This window comes from Bradyrhizobium sp. SZCCHNRI2009 (assembly GCF_032485115.1).
Lineage (GTDB): Bacteria > Pseudomonadota > Alphaproteobacteria > Rhizobiales > Xanthobacteraceae > Bradyrhizobium.
Genome location: NZ_JAUEUH010000001.1, coordinates 1,422,318 through 1,445,438, shown reverse-complemented (window position 1 = coordinate 1,445,438; position 23,121 = coordinate 1,422,318). Strand labels below are relative to the sequence as shown.

Sequence of the window (23,121 nt, the reverse complement as noted above, 5' to 3'; positions counted from 1 at the left end):
GTTCCCTTGACGGAACGTATCCACCGCCGGCTGGTGCGGAGCAGAGTCGGCGGATCCGACGGACCGCGCGGCGATATTCGGTAAAATGGAATCCGATGTCAGCTCTGATGCGGACCGCGCATCATCCTCATGGCGTCCGCGATGTGGCGCCATTCGCGGGCCTCCTCGGCCTCGCCACTGGCTTCGCATTGCTGCGCCTTCTGCGCAGCCTGCGCGACGGCCGAGGCGCCGTGCATCTCGAGCATCTGCCGGGCGATCGCGTGGATCTGGACTTCAGACATCATGTCGAGCTCCTGTCGCCGGATCGAATGGTTCGCGACAACTTCCTCTGCGCCGATGCGTTCCGTGAGCTGGATCACTGCACGTCCGGTTCCACCGGCCCAGACTGCGCCCCGTAATTTACCTTACGTGATCAATCCGATTTCGCGCGCGCCGCCACGCTGTTACTTCTGACTGAGATTCGCCGGAGGGCGATTGAGGAGACGGACATGACGCAGGTCTTCTTCCACTGCTCCAATCCCGATGAGTTCCTCGTCGATCGGCGTGGAACCGCGGTCATCGATCTCGCCGAGGCCTGTGATCACGCCGAGCGCGTCATGCAGTCGCTGATCTCGTCCGAGAGCGAGGAGGATTGGCGCGACTGGGTGCTGCACATTTCCGACGATCTCGGCGAGGAAATCATCGCCATGCCATTCACGTCGGTGCTCGGCCCGATGCATTGAACGGAGCTGCGCACTGCGCCCTCCCCGGCGCTGAGACATTGTGTCCGCATTAGGGTTACCGGCTTCCTTACAAGTTCCGCTCCTCGCATTCTTCTCGCCACATTTGTCCGCCATTTCGGCGCTGTTGCGACGGAGGGGACATCTCATGACCAGACTGCTGACGGCCGCGGCCTTGGCGCTGACATTGACGGCATCGGCGGCGATGGCCGACGAGCACCGCGGCGGCGATGCCGCACTGGGCGCCTTGTCGGGCGCCGTCGTATTTGGACCGGTCGGGGCCGTTGCCGGCGCCGTCGTCGGCTATACCGCAGGTCCTTCGATCGCGCGCTCCTGGGGCTTCCGCCGCTCGCGTGCAGCCCGGTCGCAGCAGGTTCGGCGTCCGGTCAGGGACAGCCAGGCTGCGATGACCGAGTCTCAGCAGCAGCCGCAGGCCGCGCCGCGCAGCGCACCCCCGCCTGCACGGACCGTCGCTGTCGCTCCGCCGGCGCCGCGCGGCCCGGTCGCGCCGCCGGTGCAGACACTCGAGTAGACACGCTGGTAAATCAGTAGCCGCGGGCGCGATCGACGACGTTCCGCAACGTCTCTCCGCGCAGCAACCGCCGCGCATTCTCCGCGACCTGCTGCGCGATCACCTCCCAGGAGGCGATCGCCGCCATGTGCGGCGTCACCAGCACGCCCGGCTCGCGCCACAGCGCATGGTCCGCGGGCAACGGCTCATGCGCGAAGACATCGAGCACCGCGCCGCGCAGATGGCCGCTGCGAAGCAGCGCGACCAGATCCTCCGTCACCAGGTGCTCGCCGCGGCTGCACAGGATCAGCGCGGCGCCCTTGGGCAGCCGGCCCAGGCGCCCGGCATCGAGCAGGCCCGCGGTCGAGGCCGTCAGCGGCAGCAAGCAGATCAGGATCTCCGTCTCGCCGAGGAAGGCGTCGAGCGCATCGGCGCCGCCATAGGTCCGCACACCGGCGAGCGCCTTGGGCGAGCGCGACCACGCGCTCACCGCGAACCCCAGCTCGACGAGACGGATCGCCGCCGCAAAGCCGAGCTCGCCGAGACCGAGAATGCCGACCCGGCGGTCCTTCGCGGCGCGCTGCTCGTAACGCCGCCACACGCCGTTGCGCGCATTGCTGACGACGCGATCGAAATCGCGGTGGAAATACAGCGTCCCCCACAGCACGAACTCGGTCATGGCCGCGGAGATATCGGGATCGACGATCCGGCACAGCGGCACGTCCGGCACGGTCGGATCGGACAGGATGTTGTCGACGCCCGCTGCGATCGAATGGATCAGCTTCAGCTTCGGCATCGCCGCCAGCGCGCCGGGCTCCGGCTTCCAGCACACGGCAAGGTCGGCGTCGCGTGCCGCCGACTCCGGCCATGACGCGACGGTCACGCCCGGCAGCTCGCGCGCGAGCAGCGCCTGCATCGGATCCATCAGTCCGGGACGGCTGAGGAGCGCGACCGTGATCATGCCGGCCGCAGTCCGCACCATTGCGCGACGAACATCGCGATCGACAGCGTGGTCTTGCGCACGCTGTCGAGATCGACACGCTCGTCGAACGCGTGCGGACCGATGCCATAGGGCCCGTAGCACAGCGCCGGGATGCCATAGTCGACCTGATAGTAGCGGGTGTCGTTGACCGCCGTAGAGAGCCGCACGTCGAGCGGCTTCTCGAATACCCGTGCATGTACCTCGGCCAGCGCCGCCTCGGCGGCGCTGCCGGGCTCGCACACCGCAGGATCGGCCTGGAAGCCGCTCCACACCAGCTCGACCGGATTCTCCGACAGGAAGCTGTCTGCGGCCTGCGCCTTCGCGAGACACTGCTCGATGCCGGCCATGGCCTGCGCCGGCGTCTCGCCCGGCAGCACGCCCAGCCGGCAATCGAGGTCGCACCAGGCCGGCGTCGAGCTCGCCCAGTCGCCGCCCTTGATGATGCCGACGTTGAACTTGATCGGATCCTTGACCGCAGCGAACCAGGCGTTCGACTTGGCACGCGCGTTGATCTCTTTCGTGTGCTCCTGGAAGGCGCGGATCAGATGCATCGCCGAGAGGATCGCATTGGTGCCGGTCTCGGCATAGGCAACGTGGACCGGCGTGCCGCGGACGCGCAGCCGGAACCAGATGGCGCCGACCTGCGCGCGGGTCAGCGTGTGGCCGGTCGGCTCCGGGATCAGGCAGGCATCCGCCGTGTAGCCGCGCATCAAGGTCGAGAGCGCGCCGTTGCCGGTGCTCTCCTCCTCGGTCACGGTCTCCAGGTGAATGCGTCCGTCCGGCACGAAGCCGGCGGCCTTGATCGCGTCGAGCGCGAAGATCATCGCGGAGACGCCGGCCTTCATGTCCTGCGCGCCGCGGCCGATCATCCAGCCGTCGCGCACGATCCCCTCATAGGGTGGATCGTCCCAGAGATCGGTCGGCCCTTCCGGCACGACGTCGATGTGGCCCTGCAGAATCAGGCTGCGGCCCTTGCCCGCGCCGTCGAGCGTCGCCACCACCTGCTGCGAGCCGTCGAGCGCGATGCTGTCCATCGGCGCCGCCTTGGGATGGCGCATCAGGTCGACATCCTCGAGGCTGAAGCGGTCGACCTGATAGCCGCGGGTCGCGAACTCGCGAGCCAGCCAGTCCTGCGCCGGCGCCTCCTCGCCACGCAGGCTGCGGAACTGCACGAGCTGCTGCAGGAAGGCGACCTGCCTGGCGAAGTTGGCATCGACAGCGGCGGCGAGCCGCTCCATCACGTCATTCGGCACAGCCGCCGCAGCGTCAGTCACGTTTCAAACCTCCAGCCTTCCCGTTCATCTCGGCCGCGCGTCAGGCGGCCAGGCACTTCTCCAGGATCGCGAGCCCTTCGTCCACGATCTCGTCCGAGGCGGTCAGCGGCACCAGGATGCGAATGGTGCTCGCGGTGACACCGCAGGACAACAGGATCAGGCCATTCTCGTGCGCCACGCGGGTCACGCGCTTGGTCATTTCGGAATCCGGCTCGTCGCTGCCGCGCTGCTTCAGGATATCGAAAGCAACCATCGCGCCAGGACCGCGCGGCCCGGAAACCGGAACCAGGTTGTTGGCGCGCGAGAAGCGCTCGATCGCCGCGCGCAGCCGCTCGCCGATCGCATTGGCGCGGTCGAGCAGCTTCTCCTGCTCGAACACGTCGAGCACGGCGAGCGCCGCCGCGCAGGCCAGCGGATTGCCGCCATAGGTGCCGCCGAGGCCGCCCGGCTCCGCGGCGTCCATGATCGCGGCACGTCCGATCACGCCGGACAGCGGCATGCCGCCGGCGAGACTCTTGGCGACGCAGATCAGGTCCGGCTGCACATCGTAGTGCTCCATTGCGAACATCTTGCCGGTTCGGCCGAAGCCGGTCTGCACCTCGTCTGCGATCAGCACGATGCCATTGCTGTCGCAGATCCGGCGCAGGCCGCGCATCAGCTCCGGCGGCGCCTGGTGGAAACCGCCCTCGCCCTGCACCGGCTCGATGATGATGGCCGCGACCTGCGAGGCGTCGATGTCGGCCTTGAAGATGAAGTTGATGTAGGACAGCGTGTCCTCGACCGTCACGCTGCTGCCGGCGATCGGGAACGGCGCATGCCAGACGCCTGGCAGCGGCGGCCCGAAATGCTTCTTGTACGGCATCACCTTGCCGGTCATCGCATTGGCGAGCGCGGTGCGGCCGTGGAACGCGCCGGTGAAGGCAATGATGCCGCTGCGCCCCGTGGCGGCGCGCGCGATCTTGATGGCGTTCTCGGTCGCCTCCGCGCCGGTCGTCAGCAGGATCGACTTGGCCGGCCCCGAAATCGGCGCCAGCGCGTTGAGCCGTTCGCTCAGCCGCACATACGGCTCGTATTGCAGCACCTGGAAGCAGGTGTGGGTGAAGCGGTCGAGCTGCGCCCGGATCGCGGCAACGACATGCGGATGGCAGTGGCCGGTGTTGAGCACCGCGATGCCGCCGGCAAAGTCGACATAGCGCTTACCCTCGACGTCCCACACCTCGCTGTTGAGGGCGCGGTCAGCAAACAGCGGCGTCGCATAGCTCACGCCCCGGACGACGGCCTCGTGTCGTCGCGCCAGCAGGTCTTCGTTCGCAGCCGAATTCGCAACCATGGCTCAACTCCTCGTGGGAAAATCGAGCCGCAGGCTACGCCGAGAGCCGTCGCGATCAATCAGCTTGTTCCCGACGACAGGTGCCTGCAATGCACCGGACCCAGCGGGACGAGCGCGCAGCTACGCGGCGAGCACATTCTTCAGCCAAGCCCGCAGCGCGACGATCGCGGGCTCGTCCCAGCGCTCCCGCAGCGCGACGAGCTGATAGGCTCCCATGTGGAGTGCCGAGGGGATCACCTCGACCAGCGCACCGCTGCGCAGATCATCGGCGACCAACACCTCGTTGGCGAGCGCGACGCCCTGGCCGAAGCGGGCCGCCTCGATGGCGAGATGCGCGTGCCACAGCCGCTGACCGCGCAACGTGACCGGCTCCCGATACCCCGCCAGCTCGAACCATTGTTCCCATTGCGCGGTGGATTCCTCGTGGATCAGCGAGGCCCTGGCGAGGCCCGGGAGTGTCGCGATCGCCGGAAACCTTGCCAGATAGGCCGGGCTTGCGACCGGGAATACGCGTGGGCGCACCAGCTCCTCAGCGACCAGGCCGCCGCTCCGGTCGACCGCTTCGGCATAGACGATCTCCGCATCCGCTTCGCCGCGCTGCAAATCGGGGTGCGCCAGCGTCGGCTGCAGATTGATGTCCCAGTTGCGCGGCGGGCCGCTCAGCTCGGGCAGCCGCGCCAGCAGGCGGCGATTCGCGAGGCCCGGAATGCACCAGATGTTCAGGGTCGGACGCGCCACGGGCCGCACCGAGATTGTCGCGCGGGCGATGATGTCGAAGGCCTGGCTGACCTCGGCATGAAACTGACGTCCGGCCTCGGTCAGCGCGAGGCCCCGCCCCTCCGCCCGCACCAGCGCCACGCCCAGGCTGCGCTGCAGATTTTGCAGATGGCGCGAGACCACGGTGTGGCTGACCGCGAGCTCGTCGCCGGCGGCGCGCACGCTGCCCTTGCGGCCGACGGCCTCGAAGGCACGCAGCGCGATCAGGGAGGGCAATCGGGGTCTCGTCATGCTCGCACAGTTCTCAGCCTGCGCGATCTCCCTCCCGCCCTGAAGCGGAACCGCCGCGATCCGTGATCGCGCGGCTGATGTCGGAGCGCCGGCTGCCATGGCGGCGTCCGTTGTCCGCACAAGGCGTTCCGGGCGGAGCGCCGCATCGCGGTCACGAGGGCGCTTTCGCGCGTCATGCCGCTCTTAGCGTCAGCATTGGCGCAATGCCAGCCCAGAGAAAGCCACGCGCGCGGCCGGGACCTCCGCGGACGTCTTAACGAGGCAGGCCACGTCGCAAACGATCCTTAAGCCTCCCGCCATGGCAGGCGCCATTTGCCTAAAAGTTTCCACAATTCGACTTTGAATCGGGAGTGCTTCGAGCAGGAGAACCCCCAAGATGCGGATCAGCCAAATGATCTACGTCGGTTCGCTGGCAGCCCTCGTCGCGACGGCCGCCCCCGCACTGGCGAAAAGCTCCCAGACGCCCAAGCCGGATGATCAGACCACGTCGTCCCTGCCGTGCCGCGCCTACCAGCAGGCCCCCGACGGAACCTGGATGGAGCGGCCCTGTCAGGGCCAGGGCGCAAGCGCCCCGGCGCGTCAGCGCGCGGTCACCAACGGGACCGGCAGCGCCGAACAACGTTAGCGGACCTGGTTCGCGGACTTGGCGCAAGAGCCGGAGCGCTTGCGCTCCGGCCCGCACTGATGCCCGCGCTCAGTAAGGTGGCGCCCGGCGCGCCCGCTGCTCCCTGCCCGCCTCGACCCACCACAAGAGATCGTCGGCAAAACGCGGAAACGCGCGTTCCAGCGACTGGCCGGAATCGCCGGTCGGCCTGCCGTCGGCGGACAGCGCCTGACCGATCGGGCCGACGGCAAGCGTGCTCGACACCACCACCATGCCCATCTCCGACAACGTGCCGTGCCACGCCGTGGCGGCCCGGGCCCCGGAGAGCCGGCCGGCGGAATAGCTCGCGATCGCCGCCGGACGCCAGAACCATTCCTCGAGAAAGTGGTCGGTGAGGTTCTTCAGTCCCGGCTGCATGCCCCAGTTATATTCGCCAGTGACGAACACGAAGCCGTCGGCGGCACGGATCTTGGCCGCAAGCTCGGCCATGGCCGCTGGCGCCTGGCCGGGCGGATATTCCTTGTACATGCGGTCGAGCATCGGCAGGCCGACCGCCTTGGCGTCGATCAGCTCGACGTCCTGGTCCTTGGCGCGCAACCCGTCCACGACGAATTGCGCGAGCCGGATGCCCATCCGGTCGGAGCGATAGGAGCCGTAGAGGACGAGGATGCGGAAGCTCATGGCGGGTCAACTCCTGGCCGGACGATCCGCGCCAGACTACCACGCCGTCATGTCATGGAGGTCATTATGGTCACGCCGCAGATCGATGGACCGGCGGCGCGTGGTTGCAGAAACGAGACGAGGCAGGCTCAGCGCGTCACCGTGGCCGAAGCGGAGCGCTCGGATGGCCGGCCGAACACGCTGCGGCAGCCGTCGCTGAGGCTGGCGCGCTGCTTCATCATGCAGGCAATGATGCGGTCGCGATCGGGAATCTCCGACGAGCACAGCCGGAACACGTCGCCCGTGCACAGCCGCCGCTGGTCGTCCTCCGTGAAGGCATGGCCCGCGCGCGGGCTGGCGACCATCGCCAGCGCAAGCCCTGCCATTGCCACATTCCAATTCCGCATCCTGAACAGATGAGTTCGCATCGCCGTCCCCAATTCGCCCGCTGTTTGTCCGGTTCACCCGCTGCTTTCACTGATGTCGCGAAGCAGTTGCCGCCGCAGAATCAAATGATGACACGTCGCGGCGCGCCTTCAACAAGCGCTCTCGTTCCTGCACCACAATTTTGCGGCCTGTTGCATCTTCGACTCCTTTTGCGCTGCCGGAACCCGTGAGACGCCGCCAAATTGTCATTAGGCGAACGCAATCCGGCCCAGCCGCGCTCACACTCTCACGGCGTAGTGGCGGCGTCCTGATGGTGCTTCGGACCATCACGTGTCCCGAGTTCAGGTGTGGGAGTCAGGTTCATGGCGTACACGATGGTGGCTGAGCGGGAGCAGCAGACAATCCGCAAGCAGCGCGAAAGCGCCCTCATCGTTCTCGCCAACGCACAGGTGATGGAGGCGGAAGGCTGGCAGGTCGTCATCACCGACGAGGACGGCAACAGCATGCCGCTCGCCGAGTTCGAAGCTGGCATCTCGCAGAAATTTTCGTCCTGGTACAAGGCCAAGCAGCGGCCGGTGGTGCCCACCACCATTCCCGCCCCCAACCTGTTCGCGACGCCGGCCAATGACGACGCCGGGCCGGAGGCCGTCGTGGCCGCCGAACTCGCCGCCGAGCAGGTCGAGACGGCCGAGGTCCAGGAGGCTCCTGTCCAGGAGATCGCCGAGGACGATTTCGAAACGGCCGAGACCGCCAACGCTCCGACGGCCGAGAAGGCCGAGCGCGAGGAGATCGCGCTCGACGCCGCCGAGATGGCCGACTGACGCTGCGGCCGCGCCACTCGCCGCCTTCGTAGAACAGCTCCAGCGGCAGCCCGGCCTGGGCCTCGCCGATCCATTCCCGTGCAATGATGTTGGACGGCCCAGCGCGTGCATCGCGGCATGCAGGCGAAGACCATCCCCGGTCGTTTCGCGTGGCGCGGATCGAGCGTGCTTCGGCCTGTCGTCGCTTCCTCGCGCGATCAGCGTGCGCCGGGCGACTAACAAACATGTTCGCCCCGCGGCTCTCGGTCGAACAACGATCATCGGAACGAAGCGACCATCTGCCCGTCGGGCAAATCAAGGCGCATTTCCATCTCGCGGCGTCACCTCCAGGGCCTGAATCGGCAGCAACGGCGGTGCGCGCGGAAACGATTTTCCGCAGGCCCATCAAGCTGATTTGGCCTGTCCAGTCCCGCCGCCAAAAATATTCTGCTTTTCCTAAATCTAATTCAGTGCTTTTGTCGCGCCATCTCCCGCTCGCAGGAGGGGCGGTTCGCCGTCGTCACGGACGTGGAGCGGGAGGAGCGGTGGACGCGATGGCAGCGCAGCGCATCTTTGCGCCGACGAACGCTGACGTCGCGTACGGTCAAGTGGCGTGGTCCTGGCATCCCGACGCTGATGCCCCCACGGTGGCGCGCCCAAAGCGCGTTGTCGTGCACGGTGACCAGAACGCCCGGCGCACCGGGGAGCGCGCGAAGCAGCCGTTAAGATCATCGCGCGGGGAATGCCGGTTGCCCGGCTGAACCTGTGGTGACTGCCGCCTGCTTTTTTTCTGCAGGCGGGCCATGGGTTGCGGCCAGCATCCCGGCATTCCCCGCGCCCTCTGCTGTGCGGAGGGCAAGACGGATGGATCACTCGGGCGCATCAGCGCGGCGAGAACGCGAGGGCGTGCGTGAATGAGACTTCGCAGGACGGTGCTTCAAATCGCTCGGTGTCATTCCGGGGCGCGCGGAGCGCGAGCCCGGAATCCATACGCTGCAGCAGAACTGATGGAGCACGCTGGAGCGACACACCTGCCCGACACGCCCGCTCGTGGTTATGGATGCCGGGCTCGCGCATGCGCGCGCCCCGGCATGACGATGTTGAGAGACCGTGGCGCCACCCACCGCCGTCATGCCCCGCCCCCGGGGTCTCGCCTTCGGCGAGCCCGAGGACAGGCTCCGGCGGGACATCCACTACGCCGCGGCCTCTCGATCAATGACGACTGCGGCGGCGTACTGGGTCGCCCGGTCCCGTCTTCGCCCGATGGGCTTCGACGCGGCAACGAGCGCCAGGGCGCGCCGCAGCTTTAGCGGAGGCGGCAAGCCGGGCGATGACACCGAATGTAAAGCAGGCATCAACACGAGCCAGAGGCCGCGGGTGCCCTGGGGGATGATCCAATCTCACAACAGCTTCGCGCTCACGAACAGCGTGCGCACGGCGTTGGTGGCCTGCACTGTCATGATGGCGTTGTCGGCCGCGGCCTGCAGCGCGGCCATGGCCTGGTCGTGCAGCGACTTGAACTCCATCCACTCGACTGCGTTGAGGCTGGTGAGGAACTGATGGGCCTGCCCGACCGTCGAAATCACGACCGGCTTGCCGTTCACCTTGATGTTGAAGGTAGTACGCAGACGCGTTTCCGAGTTTGCGGGATCAATCATGGGGACCTTCCGGAAGATGCGACGGGCGTCACCGCCGAGGTCGCGCCGAGGCCCAGCAACAAAACGTCACTCGGTCTTTTGCGCGGTCCGCGTCGGGGTGCCAGCCTCGAGCCCGACGACGACAACGAGTCGGTTGAACTCGCCGTCATCATACGCCTTCAGGAAGCGATCGTAATTCTTGATCGAGACGCAGCCGTTCGAATCACCCTCCGGACCCAGCATATAGGGGTGGGTCAGCAATCCGCTCCGGCCGAGGGTCGATCCTTCCACCACGTTCATGCGCAGGGCGCGAACGCCGTGAAACGGCTTTTCGCGCGGCTTCAGGTCATAGGTGGCGGGCGGAGTCGCGCCAACCATGCGCTGATTGACGTGCTCGGGGTCGTCGCGCAGGCTGCCCATGCCGGAATGGGCCTCGAGCCCGATGCCGGACGGCAGATACACCATCTTGGCCTTGATGTCGTACACGGCGGTCTTGTCATAGCCGAGCGCACCGAGATCGATCCCGGATCGGACGATGCCGCTATCCGGACCGAGCGAGGCGAACTTGGTCGGGCTCGGCAACAGGTCGGACAGCTTCTGCAGGATGGAGCGATCGTCGACGCGTCCGACCGCTTCAGGCGCACTGGCCGAAACCAGGCTGGTCGGCAGGTTGGCGACGGACGGGCGCGGGCGCGGCAGCGGCACGCCCGGTGCAGGCATCGTGACGGTATTGCCCTCCGTCAACATCGGCCGCCAATCGCTGTTGCTGGGGTCGCGAGCGCCCGGATCACGCGCTTCCATGCCCTTCACCAGCGCGGCCCGGGCATCGAGCAATTGGCGGTCGATCGCGCCGCGAAGGGCGAAACGGTCGAGCGCGCGAACCGCGTCTTTTTCCGAATAGGCCGTGGCCGAGGCGGAGGCCGGCGCGAAACGTGTTTCGAAGGTCATGGACGGCGCGGCGGCGGCCGGAATCGCCGCGCTCGCAAGCGACGTCTCATCGCTGTTGGCTCCGACCCATGCGGCCGCGCCCGCTGCGACCGCAAGTGCTGCAAGCACGAGTGCGATCGCTTCGGAGCGCCCGAAGCGGCCTTGCGACAACAGAACGTCTACGCTTGCTTCACTGGAAGCCATCACGTCCCCGATATACCCCCCTTTTCGGACCACCCGGGAAAGGTGACCGACCCCAAGGGGTACGATTCGACCCGTCATGACATAGGATGGCAAGAGTGCGGCATAATCTAGACAAACGCCAGCCCGGAGTGATCCGGCGTGAACCGACGCCCAAGCCTGGCACGGGCTGCGCCGCGACCGTCCCAGAAAGCCGATTATATCGATGAATCAGCCGGTTGGAGGAATGTATGAACGCCGAATGGGATGATCTCGGCCGATTTGCCGACGCACAGGATTCGATTTATTCGCGCGTGACCGCCGAACTTGCGGCCGGCGCCAAGCAAAGCCACTGGATGTGGTTCATCTTTCCCCAGGTCGAGGGGCTCGGCAGCTCCGCCATGGCGCAGCGCTACGCGATCCGCTCCCGCGCCGAGGCCGAGGCCTATCTGGCGCATCCCCTGCTCGGCCCGCGACTCGTCGAATGCACCCGACTGGTGCTCGCAGTGCAGGGCAAGTCGCTGCGCGACATTCTGGGTGTTCCGGACGATGCCAAATTCCGCTCATGCATGACGCTGTTCGATTCGATCAGCCCGAACGGGATCTTCGCGCAGGCGCTCGATCGCTATTGCGACGGTGCGCGCGACCCGGCGACGCTCGCGTTTCTGCAGCACAGCACCGCATGAGCACACGGTTACCGCAGATGCGCATCTCGGCCTCATAGGGCTGACACGGTAATGAACCAACTCTGCCCTGCGGCCGGATTTCGGGTGACAAGCCCGAACAGGAAACTTGATCGCGCCAAGATTTGCGGGTCCCATCCGCCGCGTTGTTTGTCCCAAGGAGACACACTCATGAAGAAGTTTTTCCTGATTGCCGCGCTCGCGACCTTCGCCGCCGGATCTGCCTTCGCCCAAGACAGCTGCGAGACCAAGGCCGTCGGCAAGGACGGCAAGGCGCTCGCCGGCGCCGCCAAGACCTCGTTCATGAAGAAGTGCATGGCCGAGACGTGTGAGACCAAGGCGGTCGGCTCCGACGGCAAGAAGCTCGCCGGCGCGGCCAAGACCAGCTTCATGAAGAAGTGCGAGGCCGGCGGCTGACGCGCTGGCGGCCGACGACACTGGCGCCCCGCCATGATGCTTGGCGGGGCAAAGCCATGCCTGCGGGCTCCATCAGCGCGAAGCGTATCGGCAAGCTACGACGCGGGCGGCGAGCGCCTCGATGTCGAACGGCTTGGTCAGCAGGGCGCAGCACGCCGCCATAGAGCTCGACCCAGCCCTCGGCCGGCACCATCTCGCGGACCTTCTGCCCGATCACGTTCAGGATGCCCGCATGCAGGGCGTAGGCCGGATTGGCTTCAACGTGGACGTAATCGCTCAGCGGGCCCTGCGGACCGTCGAAGAACTCGATGGGCGAGTGGTGGAGAGCTGAGGAGGACCGGCACACTGTTGAACCGAGGGGAACCCGCAGGACACCACTGCATGTCGCCCGCCCTGGCGGGCCCATGCGAGATCAACATGCTCACCGCATCCGCCCTGCTCTGGACCCGTGTCGCCGCCGGCATCTTCGGCTTTCTCGCCCTCAATTCCGGCTACGGACTCTGGCTTCAGCGCAAGAAGACCAGCGGCGGCCGCGCCTGGCCGGTCGTCGAGGGCGAGATCGTGGCCTCGGCGGTGTCTGTCGCGGCGACGCATCGGTCGGCAGATGACACCGATGCCAAGCCTGACATCCGCTACCGCTACGAGGTGTCGGGCAAGAGCTACGAAGGTCGCCGCATCCGTTTCGGCAGCCCGAGCCGCGTCACGCGCCTGCAAGCCGACGAGCTCACCGGCAAATATCCGCAAGGCGCGAAGGTCCGCGTTTTTTACGATCCGAAACGCCCCTCGCAATCGGTGCTGGAGCCTACCAATGCCAGCGGCACGGCGGCGCTTGTGGCGCTGTTCGTCGTGCTGTCGGCCGTGACCGCCGTGTTGGTGGCGCATTCGCTCGCCGGCAAGGTGCTCACGACCGAGGCTGGCGTGCCGCTGTTCGCCTTCCTGATGCCGTTCGCCCTGTTCGGCTTCGGAGCCGTCGCACTCGCCTCATACTGGAAGCTGCGGCAGGAGCGCCTGGCGAGCCGCTCCTGGCCGACTACGCCGGGACGCATCACGCGCTCCGGCGTGACGATGGAGATCACACGACGTGAGGACGATCGCGGACGAGAAACGGAAGAGGAGCGTTTCCGGGTCACGATCGAATACAGCTACACGGTAGATGGTCGCTCTTTCCACAGCACGCATTGGAATTGGGGCTGGACCGCGCTGCATTCCGACAGGTCGATCGCTGAAGCCGTCGCCGCCAAATATCCGGTCAACACCGACGTCACCGTCTACTACGATCCGATACAACCCGAGACGGCCGTGCTCGATCCCACAAACAAGAGCGGCGTCGCGGCGCCGCTCTGGGTCGGCATTATCCTGATCGCGATCGGCGCGCTGTTCCTGTTCGTCTTCACCCACGTCCAGATGAGCTAGCCGGGGATGATGCGAACAAGGCGCAAGCAGAGCACGAGCGACGAGTATGGCCGCGTCGTCAGCTGCGCAGGCCCGGCGCTTCGTGGCCGCTGCGGGCGACATACTCGGTATAGCCGCCGCCATACTGATGGAGGCCGTCAGGGGTCAGCTCGAGCACGCGGTTGGAGAGCGCGGCGAGGAAATGACGATCGTGCGAGACGAACAGCATGGTGCCCTCGAAGTTCGACAGGGCCGCGATCAGCATCTCCTTGGTCGCCATGTCCAGATGGTTGGTCGGCTCGTCCAGCACCAGGAAGTTGGGCGGATCGTAGAGCATCTTGGCCATCACGAGCCGTGCCTTCTCGCCCCCCGACAGCACCCGACATCTTTTCTCGACGTCGTCGCCGGAGAAGCCGAAGCAACCCGCCAGGGCCCGCAACGAGCCTTGACCGGCTTGCGGAAACGAATGCTCGAGCGACTCGAACACGGTCTCGTCGCCGTCCAGCAGGTCCATCGCATGCTGCGCGAAGTAGCCCATCTTGACGCTGCCGCCGATCGTCACCGAACCGTCATCGGGCTCCGCGCTACCGGCGACGAGCTTCAACAGGGTCGACTTGCCAGCGCCATTGACGCCCATCACGCACCAGCGCTCGCGGCGCCGGATCATGAAGTCCAGCCCGTCGTAGATGCGGCGGCTGCCGTAGCTCTTGGACACGTTCTTCAGGGCTACCACATCCTCGCCCGAGCGCGGCGCGGGCAGAAAGTCGAACGCCACGGTCTGGCGCCGCTTCGGCGGCTCGACCCGCTCGATCTTGTCGAGCTTCTTGACCCGGCTCTGCACCTGCGCCGCGTGCGAGGCCCGCGCCTTGAAACGCTCGATGAACTTGATCTCCTTGGCGAGCATCGCCTGCTGGCGCTCATATTGCGCCTGCTGCTGCTTCTCGTTCAACGCCCGCTGCTGCTCGTAGAAATCGTAGTCGCCGGAATAGGTCGTGAGCTGGCCGGCGTCGATCTCGATCACCTTGTTGATGATGCGGTTGATGAATTCGCGGTCGTGCGAGGTCATCAGCAGCGCGCCCTCGTAGCCCTTGAGGAAATGCTCCAGCCAGATCAGGCTCTCGAGATCGAGATGGTTGGACGGCTCGTCGAGCAGCATCACGTCGGGGCGCATCAGGAGGATGCGCGCCAGCGCGACGCGCATCTTCCAGCCGCCGGACAACAGGCCGACGTCCTTGTCCATCATCTCCTCGGAGAAGCCGAGGCCGGCCAGCGCCTCGCGGGCGCGGCTGTCGAGCGCGTAGCCGTCGAGCTCCTCGAACTGCGCCAGCACCTCGCCATAGCGCGCGATGATCTCGTCCATCTCGTCGGCGCGGTCCGGATCGGCCATGGCGGCCTCGAGCTCCTTGAGCTCGGCGGCGACCGACGACACCGGCCCGGCGCCGTCCATCACCTCCGCCACCGCGCTGCGGCCGGACATCTCACCGACATCCTGGTTGAAATAACCGATCGAGACGCCGCGATCGATCGAGACCTGCCCCTCGTCGGGCTGCTCGCGGCCTGAGATCATCCGGAACAGCGTCGTCTTGCCGGCCCCGTTGGGGCCGACCAAGCCGATCTTTTCGCCGCGCTGGAGGGCGGCGGAGGCTTCGATGAAGAGAATCTGGTGGCCGACTTGCTTGCTGACGTTATCGAGGCGGATCATGAGGTCTCAGGACATGGACAGGTTGCCGCCGCTCTTAGTCGATGCGCGCCGCCGGTGGAAGGCGCAATTTGGGCGCCCTCCGCCGCTCTGTCCGCCCCGTCCCGGTCAGCGGCCCTGAGGCCGAAAATCCTGGTTGCCGAACGGTTTGTCGGTCGGGATGCGGATCGCGACGTAGCCCCGATCCATGGTCGCGTGGCATGCGTTGCATCCCGACGTCAGCTCGGTCACGGCGGAAGCGAAACGCTTGCCATCCTTGGCAGCGATGGCGTCCGAGATCGACTGGATCGGCTGGCCGAGCGTGGTGACATTGTTCACCGGCAGGCCCGAATAGAAGACCGCGGCGTCAGTCAGGCTCTGCCTCAACTGGGCGAGCTCATAGGACGCGAGATCCCAATTCTTGGACTGTCCCGCGAACCAGAGCTTCGCGTGTCTGACCTGAATCAGATTCATGATATCGCCGAGCCGCGGCAGATATTGTTCTGCATTGGACTGCGACTGCGCTGCAGCCAGGGAGATGGCCGAACAGGCGACCAGAACACCTGAAACCCACTTGCGATAGCTCATTCCATGCCCCGCTTCCAAACAAACCGCTACGGGAAGACATACCGCTGCGATCGAAACCGGACTTGCGATTGATCAAGGCCAAGTCCGCCTCCGATCGTTCGAGCCCGCCAAACGAATGATCCGCCGAAGCGGCTGCTCCGGCGGATCATCATATCAGCCCTTGGCCCCGGGGTATTGTGGTCGGCGTCTTAGGCTGCGGCTTTCGCGCCGGTCGGAACCATCGCGATCGTCTTCAGGACCTGAGACGCGATCTGGTAGGGGTCGCCCTGGGAGTTCGGACGGCGGTCCTCCAGATAGCCCTTGTAGGCATTGTTCACGAAGGAATGCGGCACGCGGATCGAGGCGCCACGGTCGGCCACACCCCAGCTGAAGGTGTCGATCGAAGCGGTCTCGTGCTTGCCGGTCAGGCGCATGTGGTTGTCCGGACCGTACACCGCGATGTGGTCGGCGCGAGCTTCCTTGAAGGCGTCCATCAGCTTCTCGAAATACTCCTTGCCGCCGACTTCGCGCATGTATTTGGTCGAGAAGTTGCAGTGCATGCCCGAGCCGTTCCAGTCGGTGTCGCCGAGCGGCTTGCAGTGGAACTCGATGTCGATGCCATACTTTTCGGTCAGGCGCAGCATCAGGTAGCGGGCCATCCACATCTGGTCAGCAGCCGTGCGCGAGCCCTTGCCGAACACCTGGAATTCCCACTGGCCCTTCGCCACCTCGGCGTTGATGCCTTCGTGGTTGATGCCGGCCGCGAGGCAGAGGTCGAGATGCTCTTCGACGATCTTGCGGGCGACGTCGCCGACGTTCTTGAAGCCGACGCCCGTGTAGTACGGGCCCTGCGGCGCCGGATAGCCGTATTCCGGGAAGCCGAGCGGACGGCCGTCCTTGTAGAAGAAGTACTCCTGCTCGAAGCCGAACCACGCGTCTGGATCGTCCAGGATGGTGGCGCGGGCGTTCGACGGATGCGGGGTCTTGCCGTCCGGCATCATCACTTCGCACATCACCAGCACACCGTTGGTGCGGGCGGCGTCGGGATACACGGCGACCGGCTTCAACACGCAGTCGGAGCTATGGCCTTCGGCCTGCATCGTCGACGAGCCGTCGAAGCCCCAAAGAGGCAGCTGTTCCAGGGTCGGAAAAGAGGAAAATTCCTTGATCTGTGTCTTGCCGCGCAAATTCGGCACCGGCTTGTAGCCGTCGAGCCAGATGTACTCGAGCTTGTATTTCGTCATTGAGCCTCTCTGTCTTATCGAAAGGTGGGAGCCCAGCAATCGAAGGCTCCCCGCTTACCCGGCCACGATCGGCCAGCGCACTCTTAAGCATGGAATGTGCCAAGTCCCGCGACGTCCCGTCGCATGGACGAAGACCGATCGGGGCCGAGCTGCCGGCCGGTTTTGCACGTCAGGGGTGCGGCAAAGCAGCGCGACCGGGATTGCACGGAGCGCATGGCGGAGCGGAGAGCTTGTCGAAAACCCGCTTGATTCCTTGGCATTTGCGGCGACGCGCAAGAGAGGCCGAACAAGCCGTCAGCAGTTCCGGGACATTTTCGAAAAGAGTTGGAGCTCTGTCCGCAACCTTTGGTCCAGCCCAAGTGTTGGTCAGATGAACATTGCTGCTGGGGGAGCACATGCATAAATGCCTGCAAAACGCGCAACATGTGATTTCGTTTTGATCATGTTGCATTCCCTCCGGGCAGCACTGATATCGACGCTGGTAACCACAACGGAACGAGTCGGGCGCAACCTGATGTGTGGCCGACGGAAGGAGAATGAGGAATGGGCACCAATGTGGACGAGGGATCCGCAACGATCTACCAATTTCCGCGCGGAGGGCGAGCGGGTCTTGCACCTCGCCAGTCCGGATCGTCGCCTGAGCGGCCGATCGCGCCGTCGATCCAGCCGACGATCTACAGCGCGAGCTGGTATCATGACGAGGCGATCCAGGAAGCCAAGCCGGTGTGGGACCGCTGATGTCAGACTGTACCGTGACGCCAGCACGCCTTTGCTGAAGGGTCGGACCGACAAGGTTCCGGCCCTTTTTTCTTGCGCCGCTGTCTGCATGTCTCTCGCTGCTGCTGACGGCCGCCCGCGGGCTCGACGTGCCGGGGTCAAACAGTCCGCCGTCGTGACCCGTCTCATGGTCTTCCCTATCCTGTCGAAGGCTACGCATACGCGTCGCGTCGATGAAACGGCGTTTCACATCGAAGCCCGCATCCCCTAGAATGGGTTGATGTCTGCCCATCCGCTCCGCCATCTCGGCCTTCACGGTGCCAGCAATTTCAGAGATCTCGGCGGATATCCCAGCAGGGACGGCCGGCACGTGCGATGGCGGCAGCTGTTTCGATCGAACCATCTCGGACAGCTGACCGAGCCCGACGTCGCGGTCCTGCGGGAGCTTGGCGTTCGGACGGCGTTCGATTTCCGCGGTCGCAACGAGCGCGCTGCCGGGCTCTGCACCATCGCCGAGATCACCGTGCATTCCGTGCCGATCGAGCCGAGCGTGGTGCCGGCGCTGCGGGCTCTGGCGACACGAGGACAGCTCACAACCGACCATGCCTTGGAGCTGATGCGCGAGTCCTACCGCAACTACATCCGCAGCTACACGCCGCGCTTCCGCGCGCTATTCCAGCATGTTCTCAATGAGGACGCCCCGTCGGTGATCCATTGCACGGCCGGCAAGGATCGCACCGGTGTGGCCTGTGCGCTGGTCTTGCACGCGCTCGAGGTTCCGGATGACGCCATCTTGGAAGATTACCTGCTCACGAACCAGCTCTATCGTCGCGAGACTGCAGCTCACCCGGATCTTCCCGCTGATGTCGTCCAGACGATCGGGACAGTCCAGGCCTCGTTCCTGGCAGCTGCGTTCGACGCCATGCGTGATGATTTCGGCGACGTCGACACCTACCTGCGCGACGGTCTCGGCATCGACGGCGCGGCACGGAAGACACTACAGGAGCGCTATCTCACGCTGTGAGCCTGGGCGGCCCGAATACGCTTGAGCGATCAGGCCGCTTCGATATCGGCTGTCTCGGCGGCTTCCATCGCGTCGAGATCGGCAATCACCTCCTCGAATGCGGAAATCGCCTGTTGAACCGCCGCGATCTGCATCAATTCCCAGCCGGTCACCGGACCTGCACGGTTCTGCAAGGCGACCACCAGATCCCGCCGCTGCTCCTTCAGTTGCACCAGCGGCAAACCATGGTCCGGCAGATGTCTCATCATGTCAAAGCTCCAACGCCCCTCAAGCGGCATAGCGACAGGCTAGCGGGCCGCGCTGGCAATCCACTTACGAAAGTCCGGCTAATTTTATCGATCAGGCCAGCGCGACCGGTGCCGCCATGATGGCGCTGGCCAAAACGTCGCTGATCTTCGCAGTGGCAGCTTCGCTCACATGCAAGCGGTCGCCGTGCCCGTCGTCGAGCGCCGACAACGGAATCTGGCCGGCCTCATGCCAGCTCTTCATCAGATTCCAGCGCCTGAAGACATTGACGTCGGCCGCAGACGTGACCTTCTCGATGCGACGCTGAATGTCCTCGGCACGCGCCAGCCTGCTGGGCACCGTCACGATGGCAGCCGTATATTGCAGGTCCATCACGATGGCATCGATGGCCAGCCCCGCCAGCCATCGAAGGCCGACGCGCAGCGCCGCCTCGACGTCATCGGGACTGTAGACCTCGGGCCTGTAGGCGGCGTTGGTGCCGACCTGCCAGATGACGAGCGAGGGCTGCTCCGCAATCACGTCGCATTCGAAACGCGAGAGCTCCTCCGGGGATTCCTGTCCGCCCACACCCCGATTGAGGACGTCGATCAGGCAGCCGAAATTGGTCTTGCGCAGCGACTGCTCGATCCGGGCCGGAAAAGCGACAATTCCGTTGGTGCCGGCGGTGGAAGATGAGCCAAGCGCCACGATCCGGGTCTTGCGCTGCGCATCCAGACTCTGCCTGAACCGTCTGATCGGACGAGGAAAACCGGTGGAAACGTCGGGAAATTCGAGAGAGCCTGTCGCGGTCATGGTCACCTCTGACGAACCACGCTTTCTGATTGCAATTGCATGCCCCGGCCGCCCGGCCATTGCAACTCATCGGCAGGGCCATAGTATAACGAGCGGCGCTGTGGGGCGCGTCAACGGAGACCAGGGACGGAATGAACGGAGCAGTGATTGTCATTACGGGTGCGCAAGGGGCGCTCGGACGCAGCGTGGCCGATCTCGCGCTCGCACGGGGCGCGCATGTGGCCGGGATCGATCATGCCCAGGCCGAAATCCCGGCGAGTGACGACCGCATCGAGCTCGGAGGCGTCGATCTCTCCGACCCCGAGCAGGCAAAGGTCGCGATCGACTCCGTCGCCGCCCACTTCGGCACTCTGGATGCGCTGATCAACATCGCCGGCGCGTTCGCGTTCGAGACGACCGCCGACGGCGACGATTCCGTCTGGGAGACGATGCATGCGCGAAACCTGATGACCGCGCTGCACGCATCGCGCGCGGCGATTCCGCATCTCGTCCGCTCCAGCACGGGCCGCATCGTCAACATCGGCGCCATGGGCGCGCTCCAGGCCAGTGCCGGCATGGGCCCGTATGCGGCGTCCAAGTCGGGAGTGCATCGCCTGACGGAAGCACTCGCGGCCGAATGGAAGGGCAAGATCACCGTCAACGCCGTCCTGCCGTCGACGATCGATACGCCGGCCAACCGCGCCAGCATGCCCAAGGCCGATTTCGACAAATGGGTGACGCCGCAGGAACTCGCGGAGGTCATTCTGTTTCTAGCCAGCGACGCCGCGAGCGGCGTGACCGGCGCGCTGCTACCGGTTGTCGGCCGGGTGTAGCGAAGCCAGCCGTTCACCCCGACTTGGCGCTGACATCACCGGACTCGGCGGGCTAGACTCGCGCGCGCTCTGAGTCGCACACATCGGACGGCCCCTTGGAAACCGCGCTCTACCTTCCCGTCAAACGCTTCCTCGAAAACCTCGGCTTCTCGGTCAAAGGGGAAATCGGCGGTTGCGACGTGGTGGCGCTCAAGGGCGACGACCCGCCGGTGGTCGTCGTCTGCGAGCTGAAGCAGGTCTTCAACCTGGAACTGCTGCTGCAGGCAGTCGATCGGGCCGGTGCCTGTGACGAGGTGTGGGTTGCGGCGAACCTGTCGGCACGCGGCAAGGGCCGCGAAAGCGACTCCCGCTACCGCAATCTGTGCCGCCGGCTCGGCTTCGGCATGCTGGCCGTGACCTCAGCCGGAGACATCGAAGTGCTGGTGCAGCCGCCCACTACGGCGCCGCGCAAGAACCCCAAGAAACGTTCGCGTCTCGTGATCGAGCATCAGCGGCGCAAGGGCGACCCCGTCGCTGGCGGCTCGACCCGTGCTCCCATCATGACGGCCTATCGGCAGCAGGCGCTGGCCTGCGCCTCGGCGCTGTCGGGCGGGCCGAAACGCGTCCGCGACCTCCGAACGGACATTCCGGATGCGCCGAAGATCTTGCAGCGTAACGTCTATGGTTGGTTCGACCGCGCCGAGCGCGGCGTCTACGTCCTCACGAAAGCCGGGCTCGCGGCCTTGCGCCGCTGGCCCCAGGATATCCACATGACGCAGGCAGCGTTGCCCAATCGCGACATGGTGAACGCATAGCTGGGCTGCCCCGCGGAATATATATTGCAATGCAACAATTCTGCTTCTAGGTATCCCGGACGATTCACGAGGCCCCCATGAGCGAAGATTGGAACACCAAGTACGGTCCGCGTCGCGTCAGGCGTGATCCCCCGACACTGGAAGAAGCGATCTTCGCTGCGTCAGGCATCACCGACGACGTGCAGGCTCAGGCCGAGATCGCGTCGGCGCTGATGGGTCTGCCGCTCGAGCAGGTGCTCCCCGAGGTGAAGAAGGCAGTCCGCGTTGCCGCGCGCACCAACACGCGCGTCATCACGGCCGACCAGGGCACGCAGCAGCGTGCCGTCGTGGTCGAGCGCCGCACCGTGCGCCGCTTCAATTTCGACAAGCGCACCGGCACCTGAACGCCGCCCTCCGGGGCGCATCGGCAATGCAATCAAACGAAAAGGCGCGGCAGCGGTGATCGCTGTCGCGCCTTTATCGTCGCAGCAACGGCTCGGCTCAGGCGGCGCGCTTGTCGCCGTACATCCGGGTCACGAGCTTCCAGCAGGCGCGATTGAGGGTGAAGAACGCCCGCGCTGCCGCGATCGGCGCATCGATCACGAGCTTCGCCAGCTCATCCTGGGGCTGCTCGGTCAGATCGATCGTGCCGGTCGATTCGCCGTGACGGAACGCCAGATGCGCACCGAACTTGGCCGCCAGCGCCCGCATCGCATGGTTCTGCGATCCCGTCGTGACGCGGAGCTTGCGATAGCCCTTCCACCGCGCCTCCGAGATCACGCGCTGGAACAGCAGGCTGCCGACCCCGCGGCGACGCACGCAAGCCTCCACGCTGAACGCAATCTCCGGAAGCCCGTCCTCGGACTGCTCCGGCGGATGCAGCTCGGCGGCGCCGCGCACCATGCCATTTTCCATGTAGGCGACGACGATCGTGCCATCGGCCGCACAGCGGGCCGCATAGCGTTCGATGAAACTGTCATCGAGGAAGCCGTTGAATCGATCGTGCCGGCTTTCCGCATCGAGCCGCAACAGATGATCGCGCAGCAACGGCAGTTCTTCGTGCTGGCTGAGGGTCCGCACATAGCCGAAGCCCGGCCGGGGACGAAAAGTATCTACCTGTGACACTGCCTGAGACTCCTCTCGAGAGCCCTCGCACACAGACGTCTTTCCCTAGACAGGAGCTATATTGTGCATCGCAACATTCATTGCAAGCCCCGCGCTCTACGGAGAGAACATGAGGCCATGCAAGGATCGCGTGAGTTAACGATTCGTTTGTGTACGAATCATCACAGCACGAGCTGAGTCTGGGTCACGAGTGCGACCAGCCTGCCGTCGTCGGTCTCGATCCGGGTTTGCCACACCTGGGTGCGGCGGCCGCGATGCACGGGCGTGGCGGTTGCCGTCACCACCGTCCCCTCCTTGGCGCCGCCGATGAAGTTGGTCTTGCTCTCGATCGTCGTGGTGCCCTTGGCGTCCTGCGGCAGGTTGATCACGGTTGCGGCCGCGCCGACCGAATCCGCCAGCGCCATGACGGCGCCGCCATGGATGGTGTGATGCAGAGTGCAGAGATCCGGCCGCACCTGCATTTGCGCCACGACGCGATCGGCGCTGGCCTCGGTGAAGGTCACACCCTTCAATTCCGCGAACGGTATCTTCATCGCATTGATCTTGTCGAGTGGCGTCATGCCTTCCCTCCCCCGTTGATCGGACTACCCGTCTTCGCGGGTCAGCGCCGCATCTGGATGCGCCGGGCTTCG

At 65.5% G+C, this 23,121-nt stretch carries 29 protein-coding genes; 13 read left to right on the top strand and 16 right to left on the bottom strand.

From position 1 onward, the window contains the following. Positions 1 to 98: 98 nt before the first annotated feature. Positions 99 to 281 (bottom strand): hypothetical protein, encoded by a 183-nt coding sequence (locus QX041_RS06570; RefSeq protein WP_315712640.1) that lies wholly within the window; start codon positions 279 to 281, stop codon positions 99 to 101. 207 nt (positions 282 to 488) lie between these two features. On the opposite strand from QX041_RS06570, the gene QX041_RS06565 reads away from it, so the two are divergent. Together QX041_RS06565 and QX041_RS06560 are read left to right on the top strand one after the other, a co-directional pair. Continuing rightward, positions 489 to 722, top strand: coding sequence for a DUF6894 family protein (locus QX041_RS06565; RefSeq protein WP_315712301.1), 234 nt, complete (start codon positions 489 to 491; stop codon positions 720 to 722). Positions 723 to 867: 145 nt separating this feature from the next. Then, on the top strand, positions 868 to 1,251 hold the full coding sequence (locus QX041_RS06560; RefSeq protein ID WP_315712303.1) for a hypothetical protein: 384 nt from the start codon (positions 868 to 870) through the stop codon (positions 1,249 to 1,251). A gap of 13 nt (positions 1,252 to 1,264) precedes the next feature. On the opposite strand, the gene QX041_RS06555 is transcribed toward QX041_RS06560, so the two are convergent. The 4 genes from QX041_RS06555 to QX041_RS06540 all read right to left on the bottom strand — a co-directional run bounded on the left by QX041_RS06555 (position 1,265) and on the right by QX041_RS06540 (position 5,824). Continuing rightward, positions 1,265 to 2,191 carry a glyoxylate/hydroxypyruvate reductase A gene (locus QX041_RS06555; protein WP_316164846.1) on the bottom strand — a complete coding sequence of 309 codons (927 nt, stop codon included), beginning with the start codon at positions 2,189 to 2,191 and terminating at the stop codon, positions 1,265 to 1,267. After that, entirely contained in the window at positions 2,188 to 3,486 is a 1,299-nt protein-coding gene (locus QX041_RS06550) for an ArgE/DapE family deacylase (protein WP_316164725.1), read from the bottom strand. The genes QX041_RS06555 and QX041_RS06550 overlap by 4 nt, the downstream gene beginning before the upstream one ends. 40 nt (positions 3,487 to 3,526) lie before the next feature. After that, complete coding sequence (gene gabT / locus QX041_RS06545; RefSeq protein WP_315826824.1) at positions 3,527 to 4,816, bottom strand: 4-aminobutyrate--2-oxoglutarate transaminase; 1,290 nt, start codon at positions 4,814 to 4,816, stop codon at positions 3,527 to 3,529. 120 nt (positions 4,817 to 4,936) lie between these two features. Continuing rightward, positions 4,937 to 5,824: a LysR substrate-binding domain-containing protein gene (locus QX041_RS06540; RefSeq protein WP_315712307.1), complete on the bottom strand. Its 888-nt coding sequence runs from the start codon at positions 5,822 to 5,824 to the stop codon at positions 4,937 to 4,939. 376 nt (positions 5,825 to 6,200) lie between these two features. Between QX041_RS06540 and QX041_RS06535 the strand changes: the two genes are divergently transcribed. Next, positions 6,201 to 6,449, top strand: coding sequence for a hypothetical protein (locus tag QX041_RS06535; RefSeq protein ID WP_315712308.1), 249 nt, complete (start codon positions 6,201 to 6,203; stop codon positions 6,447 to 6,449). Between the two features lie 69 nt (positions 6,450 to 6,518). Here the strand turns inward: QX041_RS06535 and QX041_RS06530 are convergent, their stop codons facing one another. Then, positions 6,519 to 7,109 carry an NAD(P)H-dependent oxidoreductase gene (locus tag QX041_RS06530; protein ID WP_315826823.1) on the bottom strand — a complete coding sequence of 197 codons (591 nt, stop codon included), beginning with the start codon at positions 7,107 to 7,109 and terminating at the stop codon, positions 6,519 to 6,521. Positions 7,110 to 7,237: 128 nt separating this feature from the next. Then, the gene (locus QX041_RS06525; RefSeq protein ID WP_315712310.1) at positions 7,238 to 7,474 is read right to left on the bottom strand and encodes a hypothetical protein; all 237 of its coding nucleotides are present in this window, start codon (positions 7,472 to 7,474) and stop codon (positions 7,238 to 7,240) included. A 363-nt stretch (positions 7,475 to 7,837) separates the two neighbouring features. Here QX041_RS06525 and QX041_RS06520 point away from each other — a divergent pair, with 363 nt between their 5' ends. Next, positions 7,838 to 8,296 (top strand): hypothetical protein, encoded by a 459-nt coding sequence (locus QX041_RS06520; protein ID WP_316164724.1) that lies wholly within the window; start codon positions 7,838 to 7,840, stop codon positions 8,294 to 8,296. A 1,379-nt stretch (positions 8,297 to 9,675) separates the two neighbouring features. Here the strand turns inward: QX041_RS06520 and QX041_RS06515 are convergent. Together QX041_RS06515 and QX041_RS06510 are read right to left on the bottom strand one after the other, a co-directional pair. Then, positions 9,676 to 9,933, bottom strand: coding sequence for a hypothetical protein (locus QX041_RS06515; protein ID WP_315712312.1), 258 nt, complete (start codon positions 9,931 to 9,933; stop codon positions 9,676 to 9,678). A gap of 66 nt (positions 9,934 to 9,999) precedes the next feature. Further along, a complete protein-coding gene (locus QX041_RS06510; protein ID WP_315712643.1) occupies positions 10,000 to 11,043 on the bottom strand; it encodes a DUF2778 domain-containing protein in 1,044 nt (347 codons plus the stop codon). A 227-nt stretch (positions 11,044 to 11,270) separates the two neighbouring features. Here QX041_RS06510 and QX041_RS06505 point away from each other — a divergent pair, with 227 nt between their 5' ends. The 4 genes from QX041_RS06505 (at position 11,271) to QX041_RS06490 (ending at position 13,532) form a co-directional block, all read left to right on the top strand. Continuing rightward, a complete protein-coding gene (locus QX041_RS06505; protein WP_315712313.1) occupies positions 11,271 to 11,705 on the top strand; it encodes a DUF1810 domain-containing protein in 435 nt (144 codons plus the stop codon). Between the two features lie 168 nt (positions 11,706 to 11,873). Further along, the gene (locus tag QX041_RS06500; RefSeq protein ID WP_315712314.1) at positions 11,874 to 12,119 is read left to right on the top strand and encodes a hypothetical protein; all 246 of its coding nucleotides are present in this window, start codon (positions 11,874 to 11,876) and stop codon (positions 12,117 to 12,119) included. A gap of 121 nt (positions 12,120 to 12,240) precedes the next feature. Beyond that, on the top strand, positions 12,241 to 12,450 hold the full coding sequence (locus QX041_RS06495; protein ID WP_316164855.1) for a hypothetical protein: 210 nt from the start codon (positions 12,241 to 12,243) through the stop codon (positions 12,448 to 12,450). 86 nt (positions 12,451 to 12,536) lie between these two features. Beyond that, positions 12,537 to 13,532, top strand: a complete 996-nt coding sequence (locus QX041_RS06490; RefSeq protein WP_316164723.1) for a DUF3592 domain-containing protein — start codon at positions 12,537 to 12,539, stop codon at positions 13,530 to 13,532. A 58-nt stretch (positions 13,533 to 13,590) separates the two neighbouring features. Here the strand turns inward: QX041_RS06490 and QX041_RS06485 are convergent, their stop codons facing one another. The 3 genes from QX041_RS06485 to QX041_RS06475 all read right to left on the bottom strand — a co-directional run bounded on the left by QX041_RS06485 (position 13,591) and on the right by QX041_RS06475 (position 17,000). Beyond that, positions 13,591 to 15,213 (bottom strand): ABC-F family ATP-binding cassette domain-containing protein, encoded by a 1,623-nt coding sequence (locus QX041_RS06485; protein WP_315712317.1) that lies wholly within the window; start codon positions 15,211 to 15,213, stop codon positions 13,591 to 13,593. 105 nt (positions 15,214 to 15,318) lie between these two features. Beyond that, complete coding sequence (locus QX041_RS06480; RefSeq protein ID WP_315712318.1) at positions 15,319 to 15,777, bottom strand: hypothetical protein; 459 nt, start codon at positions 15,775 to 15,777, stop codon at positions 15,319 to 15,321. 188 nt (positions 15,778 to 15,965) lie between these two features. Next, positions 15,966 to 17,000: a glutamine synthetase beta-grasp domain-containing protein gene (locus QX041_RS06475; protein ID WP_315712320.1), complete on the bottom strand. Its 1,035-nt coding sequence runs from the start codon at positions 16,998 to 17,000 to the stop codon at positions 15,966 to 15,968. Between the two features lie 543 nt (positions 17,001 to 17,543). Here QX041_RS06475 and QX041_RS06470 point away from each other — a divergent pair. Continuing rightward, positions 17,544 to 17,738, top strand: coding sequence for a DUF2735 domain-containing protein (locus QX041_RS06470; RefSeq protein WP_315826819.1), 195 nt, complete (start codon positions 17,544 to 17,546; stop codon positions 17,736 to 17,738). 259 nt (positions 17,739 to 17,997) lie between these two features. Further along, entirely contained in the window at positions 17,998 to 18,741 is a 744-nt protein-coding gene (locus QX041_RS06465; RefSeq protein WP_316164722.1) for a tyrosine-protein phosphatase, read from the top strand. A gap of 29 nt (positions 18,742 to 18,770) precedes the next feature. Here QX041_RS06465 and QX041_RS06460 read toward each other — a convergent pair whose 3' ends face one another. Together QX041_RS06460 and QX041_RS06455 are read right to left on the bottom strand one after the other, a co-directional pair. Beyond that, positions 18,771 to 18,989: a hypothetical protein gene (locus QX041_RS06460; RefSeq protein WP_012044361.1), complete on the bottom strand. Its 219-nt coding sequence runs from the start codon at positions 18,987 to 18,989 to the stop codon at positions 18,771 to 18,773. A 91-nt stretch (positions 18,990 to 19,080) separates the two neighbouring features. Beyond that, positions 19,081 to 19,839 carry an SGNH/GDSL hydrolase family protein gene (locus QX041_RS06455; protein ID WP_316164721.1) on the bottom strand — a complete coding sequence of 253 codons (759 nt, stop codon included), beginning with the start codon at positions 19,837 to 19,839 and terminating at the stop codon, positions 19,081 to 19,083. Between the two features lie 71 nt (positions 19,840 to 19,910). Between QX041_RS06455 and QX041_RS06450 the strand changes: the two genes are divergently transcribed. From QX041_RS06450 to QX041_RS06440, 3 genes are all read left to right on the top strand, one after another. Continuing rightward, positions 19,911 to 20,591 (top strand): SDR family oxidoreductase, encoded by a 681-nt coding sequence (locus tag QX041_RS06450; RefSeq protein ID WP_315749997.1) that lies wholly within the window; start codon positions 19,911 to 19,913, stop codon positions 20,589 to 20,591. Positions 20,592 to 20,686: 95 nt separating this feature from the next. After that, on the top strand, positions 20,687 to 21,385 hold the full coding sequence (locus QX041_RS06445) for a DUF2161 domain-containing phosphodiesterase (protein WP_315826817.1): 699 nt from the start codon (positions 20,687 to 20,689) through the stop codon (positions 21,383 to 21,385). A 77-nt stretch (positions 21,386 to 21,462) separates the two neighbouring features. Continuing rightward, the gene (locus tag QX041_RS06440) at positions 21,463 to 21,768 is read left to right on the top strand and encodes a hypothetical protein (RefSeq protein WP_172109527.1); all 306 of its coding nucleotides are present in this window, start codon (positions 21,463 to 21,465) and stop codon (positions 21,766 to 21,768) included. 97 nt (positions 21,769 to 21,865) lie between these two features. Here QX041_RS06440 and QX041_RS06435 read toward each other — a convergent pair whose 3' ends face one another. Then, positions 21,866 to 22,522 carry an N-acetyltransferase family protein gene (locus QX041_RS06435; RefSeq protein ID WP_409977870.1) on the bottom strand — a complete coding sequence of 219 codons (657 nt, stop codon included), beginning with the start codon at positions 22,520 to 22,522 and terminating at the stop codon, positions 21,866 to 21,868. A gap of 128 nt (positions 22,523 to 22,650) precedes the next feature. Further along, positions 22,651 to 23,049, bottom strand: a complete 399-nt coding sequence (locus QX041_RS06430; RefSeq protein WP_316164720.1) for a PaaI family thioesterase — start codon at positions 23,047 to 23,049, stop codon at positions 22,651 to 22,653. Between the last annotated feature and the right edge of the window lie 72 nt (positions 23,050 to 23,121).